We start from the raw sequence: 7,792 nt of genomic DNA on the forward strand, positions 1-7,792 counted from the left end.
ATCATGAGGCTAGTCTGGTGGGCTCGGATTTGTGTATAAGAGACAGGCGCAAGGGTGCGACGCTGATCGAGCGCGGCCCGCGTTCCAACGACGGCAAGCCGGCCAAGCCGCGCGGCCCGCGTCCGGAGGGCCGTGACGAACGGCCCCGCGGCGACTGGGCGGGCCCGGCCCGGCCTCGATCTCGCCCATCACCTCGTCCAGGCACGCCTCGCCGGCCGACTGCGAGGTGCGGGTGACCGCCCCCAGCAAAGGACCAAGATCATAGGAGCGCTGCACCACCTTCACGCCGCTCTGCTGGGCGAGCAACTTGATCAGCTTGGTCGGGTCGGCGGTGGTGAGGTTCTCCTTCTCCCGGTAGTCGTCGGTCAGCATCAGGGCCGCGGCCAGCGGGTGCTTGGTCTTGTAATGGTCGGCGGGCTGGCCGAGCTTGCCGCGGACCGCCGCGAACCGCGCCCGCTCGCCCGGATCGAGGCTGTCCTCGAACGGCTTGCTCGACTTCAGGCGCAGATAGCTGATCGCCGCCCCCGGAGCGCCGGCCAGCTTCACCTTCAGCCCGGTGAACGGCAGGATCACCGCATTGGCGCCTTCCAGATGACGATCGAACTGCAGGCGGTCCCATTGCTGGCGCTTGGGCGCTACGGTCGGGGCGCCGAGCACGTAGACCGTGGAGGTCCCGTTGGAGACGCGCCACCAGGCCGGCCCCGGCAGGCGCGCGGTGACCACCAGCTCCTCGACCAGGGTCTCGTTCGGATCGACGACCCCGGCCGGCAGGGGCGCGACCGGGACCAGCGGGACCTGGGCCGAGACGGGAGATGCGAGAATGACGGCGGCCAGCGCCACGCCAAGGGTCGGTTTCACGGACCACCTTCCAGACTTGCCCCCCGGAATCGCCATATAGTGACCAGCTAACCGAAGCGTGACCATGCCCATCCGCCGCCTTCCGCCCGAAACCGTGAACCGCATCGCCGCCGGCGAGGTGGTCGAGCGCCCCGCGAGCGCCATCAAGGAACTGGTGGAGAACGCATTGGACGCTGGTTCGCGTTCCATCGAGGTGCAGGCCGACGGCGGCGGGCTGACCCGCATCCTGGTCGCCGACGACGGCTGCGGCCTGTCGGCCGACGAACTGGCCCTGGCCATCGAGCGGCATGCGACCTCCAAGCTCGCCCCCGACGACGCCGGCGACTACGACCTCCTGCACATCCACACCCTGGGCTTCCGCGGCGAGGCGCTGCCCTCGATCGGCTCGGTGGCCCGGCTGTCGATCGCCTCGCGCGCAAAGGGCGCCGCCGACGCCCACGCCATCCTGGTCGAGGGCGGCACAGTCGGGGCGGTGACCCCGTCCGGCTTCCCCGGCCCGCACGGGGCGCGGGTCGAGGTGCGCGACCTCTTCTACGCGACGCCGGCGCGACTGAAGTTCATGAAGTCCGAGCGCTCGGAAGCGCTGGCCATCGCCGACGAGATCAAGCGCCAGGCCATGGCGCACGAGGCGGTGTCCTTCGCCCTCGACCTCGACGGGCGCCGCACCCTGCGGCTGCCGGCCGAGAGCAAGGGGCCGGACGGGCGGCTGGCGCGACTGTCCTCGATCATGGGGCGGGAGTTCTCGGACAACGCCCTGGAGATCGACCACGAGCGCGAGGGCGTGCGCCTCACCGGGTTCGCCGGCCTGCCGACCTTCAACCGCGGCAACAGCGCCCACCAGTACCTGTTCGTCAACGGCCGGCCCGTACGCGATCGCCTACTCCAGGGCGCCCTGCGCGGCGCCTATGCCGACTTCCTGGCCCGCGACCGCCATCCGCTGGTGGCGCTCTATCTCGATCTCGATCCGTCGTTGGTCGACGTCAACGTCCACCCGGCCAAGGCTGAGGTGCGCTTCCGCGATCCGGCCCTGGTGCGCGGCCTGATCGTCGGCGGCCTGCGCCACGCGCTCGCCGGCGCCGGCCATCGGGCGGCCACGACCGTCGCCAGCGACACGCTCTCCAACCTGCGCCCTGGCTGGTCGCCGCAGCCGAGCTACCCGCCGCCGCAGCCCTCGGCCCAAGGCTTCTCCGCCTGGCAGGCCGGCGGCTGGACCTCTGCTATCGCCGCGGCGCAGGCCATCCCCGGCCTGACCGAGGTCTCAGCCCGCGCCGAACCTGCGCCCGAATGGACGCCGCCGCCGCAAGGCCTGCAGGAGGCCCCGCCCCCCAGCGTGGCGTTCGATCCGGTCGACTTCCCGCTGGGCGCGGCCCGCGCCCAGGTGCACGAGACCTACATCGTCGCCCAGACCCGCGACGGGGTGGTGATCGTCGACCAGCACGCCGCCCACGAGCGCCTCGTCTACGAACAGATGAAGGTGCAGATGGAAGGCGGCGGCGTCGCCCGCCAGGTGCTGCTGCTGCCCGAGGTGGTCGAGCTCGATCCCGCCGAGGCCGAGCGGGTGGTGGCGCGCAGCCTCGAGCTGGAGGACATGGGCCTGGTGGTCGAGTCGTTCGGTCCCGGTGCGGTGCTGGTGCGCGAGACCCCGGCCCTGCTGGGCGAGACCGACGTCGCCGGCCTGATCCGCGACATCGCCGACGACCTGTCGGAGAACGGCCAGGCCCTGGCGCTCAAGGAGCGTCTGGCCGAGGTCTGCGGAACCATGGCCTGCCACGGCTCGGTCCGGGCTGGCCGGCGGCTGACTGCGCCGGAAATGAACGCCCTGCTGCGCCAGATGGAGGCCACGCCCCATTCGGGCCAATGCAACCACGGCCGCCCAACTTATGTGGAGCTCAAGCTCGCCGACATCGAGCGGCTGTTCGGGCGGCGCTGAGCAGAGAGTGTCATCCCGGTTTGCGAAGCAAGACCGGGACCTATGAACACCGGATTGATCAGGATGCGGCTCGGCCGCGCCCCATTCCCCCAAACTCAGACGCGAATGGGTCCCGGTCTTCGGCTACGCCGAAACCGGGATGACACCTGGAGGCCGCGGGTGCCTCACCACCAGGTCAGGTCGGTGCGCTTGCCGCCGACGATCACGCCCTTCAGCCGCGCGCGGCCATCGTCGCCGACCGATACGACGGCGAAGGCCGGGGCCTCGCCCTGGCGGCGCTGCCGCAGCGCCGTCTCGATGGCCTGGGCCTCGTCCTGGTCGGCGTGGAAGCGGTCGACGCCGATGTCCAGGGTCACCACGTCGGCCTCGGCGTTCCCGAAGGCCGTGCGCGAGCAATAGACGCCGCCGCGCACCGCCAGTTGCGCGCCGCCGGCCAGGACGGCCTGGCGACTCGCCCCGACGCCGACGAACCGGTAGTGGCCGCCGGCCGGCTTCAACCCGATCCAGCCGCCCTCCTCGAAGCTCGTGCGCTCGCGCGGGCATGGCTGGCCCAGCGCCAGCTGCTGAGAGAGGCGCAGGGCCACATAGTGGCCGGTCAGCAGGTCGCGCGGGTCGACCGCCTCCATCGGCAACAGCACCTCGCGGCCGGCGGCGCGGGCGGCGTTCTCGCGCAGCACCACCCCGACCAGCAGCAGCACCAGGACAGCGGCCGCAGCGGCGATGCGCAGGGGTAGGCCGGCGATCATGGCTTGGCCCTCCGCCGGGTCAGGCCGCCGGCGATCAGCGCGATCAGCGCGCAGACTGCGAACAGGCCGGCCGCGGTCATCAGGCCCAGCCCCAGGTCGAACAGGATCGCGCAGACCGCGGCGATCATCGAAACCACGCCGGCCGCCGTGACCATGCCCTGGCGGTCATGCATGCCCAGCGCGATCACCCCGCCGGAGATCAGCAGCCAGGCCGCACGATGGGCGATCAGCGCCCCGCCCTTGAACTCGTCGAACCCGGCGACGCCATAGAAGACCAGCGCGCCCCAGACGAACCACAGCAGGAAGATCAGCGCCGTGCGCCGCTCGCCCAGCTGCCGGGCGGTGGCGGCCAGCACCGCCAGCACCGCGGCGCTGGCCAGCAGGCTGGTCGCGCCCCAGCGCTCGAACTGGGCGATCGCCGCCACCAGCCCGACGATCAGCGCCAGGGCCGAGGCGTGCGCCAGCGGCTTGGAGTTCCACAGCCAGGCCAGGCCCATGCCGACCGGGGCGGCGAAGATCAGCCAGCGGCTCTCGCCGCCGTCGAAGCGGCCGGCGAACTCGCCGAAGCCCAACAGCGCCAGGGCGACGACGCCCGCGGCGCTGGAGCGGCCGGCGAGCGTCAACAGGGCGGCGGCCAGGCCGGCGCTGCGCAAAGCCCGCTGCGGGTCCCCGGCGATGTCGAAGATCTGGCCGGTCAGGCCGATGGCGGCGGCATAGACGAGGGCCGCCACCGCCAGCAGGGTGTTGCTCAGCAGCGGTCGGCCGACCCGCGCAGCCCAGGCCCCGCCGCCCGCCGTCGCCAGGAACAGCCCGACGATCAGCCCGAAGCGCGGCAGCCGCGGGATCGCGCCCCAATTGGCGGCCACGAAGGCGATGGCCGCGGCCCCCAGCAGCAGCGCCCCGATCACCGCCAGGGCGGCCGAGGCGTCGATCCGCCGGCCGTCCGACACCCGCTCCAGGATCGCCTGCCGGTTCGCCGCCGGCACCAGCCCGGCGGCGATCCATTCATCGACATCCTTGGTCAGTCGAGCCCTGTAGCTCGCCATCCACGCCTCCGCGCCGTTCGGCCTGGACCCTCGCCCATGCCGCCGACGCAGGCAACCTCAACTCAGGCGGGATTCGGCGAAGGCGCGCATGGCCGCGACCAGGTCGTCGGCGAACCCGGCCGCGCGGCCCTCGTACCTGGCCCGGAAGTCGGGATGATCGGCGTACATGTCCGCCAGGACGCGGTACGCGGGAGCGTCCGGCGCGCGTTTCCAGGCGGCGGCGACCCAGGCGTGGTGGCGCGCGACCAGCGGCGCCACGGCCTCTCCGTTCGCCGGCAGTCCGTGAGGGTCAAGCGGCGACCGACTCCGCGTCCTGAAGGAACAGGCCGTTGATGGCGCTGAGCAGGCGCTCGGCCTTGATCGGCTTTTCGACCACCCCGTCCATGCCCTGCGCCAAGTAGTTGGCCGCGTCCCACGGGTCGGCGTTGGCGGTGATCGCCAGGATCGGCACCTGCGCAGCCGTCCCGGCCAGGCCGCGGATGCGCCGCGTGGCGCCGACGCCGTCGAGGTTCGGCATCTTGATGTCCATCAGCACCAGGTCGAAGCGCCCGGAGGCCGCGGCGCTGACCGCCTGTTCGCCGTCCTCGACGCTTTCGCTGGTGCAGCCGAACATGCCGCACAGCGTCTCGGCCACCAGGCGGTTGGTGGCGTTGTCGTCGGCGATCAGCACGTGCAGGCCGTCGGGGCCGCCGCTGAGGTCCGGCTCGGCGGCGATCGCGGCCTGGCTCGGGGCCGGCAGGTCGAACAGCGGAAATTCGAAGCGGAACGCTGTGCCGCAGGAGTCGCTCTCGACCTCGATGGCGCCGCCCATCTGCTCGACCAGCTGGCGGCAGATCGACAGGCCGAGCCCTGCGCCGCCCTCGCGCACGCCGGCCTCGGTCTGGCTGAACGGCTGGAAAATCGCCCCCAGCCGGTCGGCGGGGATGCCGACGCCGCTGTCGCGCACCTCGCCCTCGATCAGCACATGTACGTCGCGGCGACGGGCCGCCAGCAGCACGAGCACGCCGCCCTGGCGGGTGAACTTCAGGGCGTTGCCGATCAGGTTGTTGAACACCTGCTTGATCCGCACCGCATCGCCCAGCGCCCATTGGTCAAGCGCGCCGTCGTAGCGGAAGTCGAGGCTCAGCCCCTTGAGCTCGGCCCGTGCGGTCCACAGCGCCGAGAGGTCGTCGAGCAGGCCCGGCAGGTGGAAGCTGTCCTCGGCGAGCTCCAGCTGGCCAGCGTCGGCGCGGCTGAAGTCGAGGGCGTCGGTCAGCAGCCGCAGCAGGGTCTGGCCGGAGTCCTGGATGGTGGCCACGTAGGGCTTCAGCGCCGGGTCGCCCAGTCGCCGCTGCAGGATGTCGGCGATGGCCAGCACCCCGTTCAGCGGCGTGCGGATCTCGTGGCTCATCACCGCCAGGAACTGCGACTTGGCGGTCAGCGCGCTCTGCGCCTCCAGCTTGGCCTGGTTGAGGGTGTCGGCCAGCCGGGTCATCTCCTCGGCGTGGGCGCGGTTGGCGGCGCTGGTCGCCTGCAGCAAGGCCAGGGTCGAGCCGACCCCGGCGTAGCGGCCGCCGCTGACCACCACGAAGCCCTTCATCACCTCGCTGGAGCGATCGGCCAGCACGTCGCCGCAGAACTCGGCCACCGCGGTGTCGCCTTCGGCCACCAGCGGCGCGGCGTTCATCAACAGCGAGATCGGCCGCAGGGCGTAGAGCGCCCGGCCATAGTGGGCGGCCATGGCCACGAAGAAGGCGTTGCGTTCGACCAGGCCGACGGGGCGGCCCTCGTCGTCGACCACGGCGATCGCCAGGGTGTCCGGCTCGGCCTGGAAGCGGTCATAGACGTCCTGGCCCAGGGTTTCCGGCGTGATCGGCGCGATCGACTGGATCAGGTCGAGCAGGATGGCGGTCATCGGACAAGGCTCTCGCGGGTCGAGCAGCGCTTTAGTCGCCCCTCGGCTAACGAGCCATGAATCGATGATATTTTTCTTTGTTAAATCAAATGGATAATGTCACACAACCGTCATGCCGCCGTCACATACGGAAGGCGGTCGGAGCTGTTCAGGTGCTCGGACGCCGACCCCGGCGCCTGGACGGCGGCGTGCGGCTACGCCATGATGGCGAGGTACGGCTCAAGAAAGAGGATTTCATGTCTGAGCTTGCGTTCGAGGTCCGGGCCTAACCGCCGAGCCGGCGTCCTCGTCTGAAAATCGGCAGTCAGGCCCCAACGTCCGCGCCCTCGTTTTCACGAGATCTGGCCCGGGCGCGCTTTCTCATGCCTGAACGCTGGATATTCCATTGAACGTTTCCAAAGCGCAGCAACGCACGCTGCACGCCCTGGCCCAAGGCGGCCGGATCATCCTCGAACGCGGTGAGCGCGGCGAGATCATCGCAGCCGACTGCATCACCCGCGACGGCTGGGTGCTCAGCGACTGCAACGTCGCGGTCTTCAAGAGCCTGAAGCAGAAGCGGCTGATCGCCAGCTACGACAGTCAGCCCTATCAGATCACCAAGGAGGGACTGAGGAGCCTGCGCAGTCAGCTCGACAACCGCACGTCCGCCCGGGCCTTCTAGGCCCCGGCGAACTTCAGGAAGTGGACGCGCGCGGCGCCGTAGTCGCGCGCGTCCAGCTTATCGAACCCCGCAACTTCGAAGTCCGGCTCGTCCGAGCCGCGTTCGAACATCACCACCGCACCGGGCGCGAGCCAGCCGCCGGCGGCGAGCTTGGCGAGCGCGACCTCGCCCAAGCCCTTGCCGTAGGGCGGGTCGAGGAAGGCGAGATCGAAGGCCGGACCGTCGGCGCCGGGGCGTGTCCCCAGATCGGTGGCGTCGCGCCGGTGCACCCGCGTGCGGCCGAACAGGCCCATGGCGTCGACGTTCTGGCGGATCGCTCCGCGGGCCTGCTCGTCGGTCTCGACGAACAGGCAGAAGGCCGCGCCGCGCGACAGCGCCTCGAAGCCCAGCGCCCCGGAGCCGGCGAACAGGTCGATGATCCGCAGGTCCCGCACGCCCGGCGACCAGGCCGCGTGCTCAAGGATGTTGAACACCGCCTGGCGCGCGCGATCGGAGGTCGGGCGCGTGCGATCGCCCGGCGGCGTGGCGATGGCCTTGCCGCGGAACTCACCGGAAACGATGCGCATCAGCCGTCCCGCTTAGGTCCACGCGGACCGCCGGGGCGCGGGCCCCGCGGGCCGGGCTTGCCGCCGCCCGAGCGCGGGCCGTCGGGACGCG

The 7,792-nt window shown here is 71.3% G+C and carries 8 protein-coding genes; 2 read left to right on the top strand and 6 right to left on the bottom strand.

Annotated elements, in window-relative coordinates; translation table 11 throughout:
• Positions 1-9 precede the first annotated feature (9 nt).
• Positions 10-858: a TraB/GumN family protein gene (locus OUA97_RS22745; protein WP_267234370.1), complete on the bottom strand. Its 849-nt coding sequence runs from the start codon at positions 856-858 to the stop codon at positions 10-12.
• Positions 859-922: 64 nt separating this feature from the next.
• Between OUA97_RS22745 and mutL the strand changes: the two genes are divergently transcribed.
• Positions 923-2,788, top strand: a complete 1,866-nt coding sequence (gene mutL, locus OUA97_RS22750) for a DNA mismatch repair endonuclease MutL (RefSeq protein ID WP_267234371.1) — start codon at positions 923-925, stop codon at positions 2,786-2,788.
• A 164-nt stretch (positions 2,789-2,952) separates the two neighbouring features.
• Here mutL and OUA97_RS22755 read toward each other — a convergent pair whose 3' ends face one another.
• From OUA97_RS22755 to OUA97_RS22770, 4 genes are read right to left on the bottom strand one after another with little or no spacing between them, the layout of a single operon-like run.
• Positions 2,953-3,534, bottom strand: a complete 582-nt coding sequence (locus OUA97_RS22755) for a GDYXXLXY domain-containing protein (RefSeq protein ID WP_267234372.1) — start codon at positions 3,532-3,534, stop codon at positions 2,953-2,955.
• Positions 3,531-4,580, bottom strand: a complete 1,050-nt coding sequence (locus OUA97_RS22760) for a DUF2157 domain-containing protein (RefSeq protein WP_267234373.1) — start codon at positions 4,578-4,580, stop codon at positions 3,531-3,533. The genes OUA97_RS22755 and OUA97_RS22760 overlap by 4 nt, the downstream gene beginning before the upstream one ends.
• A gap of 57 nt (positions 4,581-4,637) precedes the next feature.
• Complete coding sequence (locus OUA97_RS22765; protein WP_267234377.1) at positions 4,638-4,859, bottom strand: TipAS antibiotic-recognition domain-containing protein; 222 nt, start codon at positions 4,857-4,859, stop codon at positions 4,638-4,640.
• Positions 4,860-4,869: 10 nt separating this feature from the next.
• The gene (locus OUA97_RS22770; RefSeq protein WP_267234374.1) at positions 4,870-6,474 is read right to left on the bottom strand and encodes an ATP-binding protein; all 1,605 of its coding nucleotides are present in this window, start codon (positions 6,472-6,474) and stop codon (positions 4,870-4,872) included.
• A 385-nt stretch (positions 6,475-6,859) separates the two neighbouring features.
• Here OUA97_RS22770 and OUA97_RS22775 point away from each other — a divergent pair, with 385 nt between their 5' ends.
• The gene (locus tag OUA97_RS22775) at positions 6,860-7,135 is read left to right on the top strand and encodes a YjhX family toxin (RefSeq protein WP_267234375.1); all 276 of its coding nucleotides are present in this window, start codon (positions 6,860-6,862) and stop codon (positions 7,133-7,135) included.
• Here the strand turns inward: OUA97_RS22775 and rsmD are convergent.
• Entirely contained in the window at positions 7,132-7,701 is a 570-nt protein-coding gene (gene rsmD / locus OUA97_RS22780) for a 16S rRNA (guanine(966)-N(2))-methyltransferase RsmD (protein WP_267234376.1), read from the bottom strand. The two genes, OUA97_RS22775 and rsmD, sit on opposite strands and share 4 nt — an antisense overlap.
• Positions 7,702-7,792: the final 91 nt, after the last annotated feature.

The organism is Phenylobacterium sp. 58.2.17, assembly GCF_026411515.1.
Classification (GTDB): domain Bacteria; phylum Pseudomonadota; class Alphaproteobacteria; order Caulobacterales; family Caulobacteraceae; genus Phenylobacterium.

Excerpts from the sequence above, each read along its gene's own strand:
- mutL (WP_267234371.1), top strand. The coding sequence starts at position 923 with ATGCCCATCCGCCGCCTTCCGCCCGAAACCGTGAACCGCATCGCCGCC.
- OUA97_RS22770 (WP_267234374.1), bottom strand. The coding sequence starts at position 6,474 with ATGACCGCCATCCTGCTCGACCTGATCCAGTCGATCGCGCCGATCACG.
- OUA97_RS22755 (WP_267234372.1), bottom strand. The coding sequence starts at position 3,534 with ATGATCGCCGGCCTACCCCTGCGCATCGCCGCTGCGGCCGCTGTCCTG.
- OUA97_RS22760 (WP_267234373.1), bottom strand. The coding sequence starts at position 4,580 with ATGGCGAGCTACAGGGCTCGACTGACCAAGGATGTCGATGAATGGATC.
- rsmD (WP_267234376.1), bottom strand. The coding sequence starts at position 7,701 with ATGCGCATCGTTTCCGGTGAGTTCCGCGGCAAGGCCATCGCCACGCCG.